This window comes from Ferroplasma sp. Type II, assembly GCF_000496155.1.
On sequence record NZ_KI542736.1, the window covers coordinates 1 to 1369 of the forward strand.

Annotated in this window: 1 protein-coding gene; it reads left to right on the top strand. The window is 38.4% G+C overall.

Annotation, left to right across the window (positions count from 1 at the left end; genetic code table 11):
* Window positions 1–1189: 1189 nt before the first annotated feature.
* Window positions 1190–1369 (top strand): hypothetical protein (locus AMDU4_RS08585; RefSeq protein ID WP_290704737.1); only part of this gene is annotated, 180 nt, incomplete at its 3' end.

Genomic DNA, 1369 nt, shown 5'->3' on the forward strand with positions numbered 1-1369 from the left:
ATGTATCATAATTTGAGGCAATATAATATGATACCTGGTTCAGGTCATATCTGTGCTTCTTATTATGCCCTTTCTTGGCCATATCATTCTCTTCCATGTATGTATAGAAATTTGATCCGTCAACGAAGAGCCTTGAATCATCGTAGCCCAGTGATATGAGGCGGTCCCTCATCTTCTCCCTGATCCTCTTCATGGCCTCATCAGAGAACCTATCCATGATATTCCAGAATCCCTGTGCAGTGGCAGAATGGAAAAGCGTTGATGAGAAATCCTTTGCCATCCATTCATGTATGCCACTCTTTGATCTGGGATCCGATAGCCTGTTCATGATGAAGATGAGGGCATAATCTCCCGGTGACAGGCCACTGGCATGGTGCCCCATTTCATTGTCTATCACAGTTTTCAGCCCAATCTCCTTCTCTGCCATGAGGATGGCTGCAGTCATCCCGAAGTCAAGGGAATATGCATCCACATTCTCCATTGGGTTCTGTATCATCCTTGCAAGGTTCTCCATATCCCCTATGTACACCTCCCTGGTAATCTTTGGCTTTCCGTCTATTCTTTTGTTCCACCTCATGACGAGGCGCTTCTTTCCTCCTATAGTTTTCCACACAAGANAAGGCATGTATAAGTATATGCATCTACATTATAAATGTTTACATCCATAATGTGAAATATTATACCCAAAATACACATAATAATTAATACAGGTGTTTCAAAGTGCATATGCATCTACATTAAAACAGCCGGAGAACTTGAATATTACAGCTTACGGGAAAACATGAAGTTGAAATGATGTAAAGTCACGTATCCTAGGTAATTTAATTCCATCTTTCAATAAAAATTTTAGCAGCATTTCAAAACTATTTGAGGGGGTTAATTTTGATTTTCCCCCTGCTCTCATTGAAAATTTCAAAAGCATTGATGTGGAAAACTGGGATAAAATCAAAGAATCAGGCCTGTATGTAAACTTTTATGATGAAGCTGTACAAGCCCCGTGCACGTCTGAATTCGATGTGAAGCATCTTATAATGATTTTCATTATATTTTATGGCATTTTAAATTTTTTAATTAGGTTGAATGAGGGGTCTAAATTAGACGAGTTACTACTTGATCAAAAAACCATCTTCGGATTTTTTTATGAGATAATTTTCCCTGAGAAAAAAAACGATTCGGAGGGTGCAGAGGAATGAATTATATTGGAGAATACGAGGTTATAGAAATTCCAAAAATTACCGATATGGAGAATTTTAAAAGTACTTTAAAAAATATGGATGCCGCTAAACAGAAACGTTATCAGGATCTTGATATTGGAGCCTCTATGACAAGCCTTCGCAACCCCCTTAGAAAATTTCAGCAGTCTGTCAAG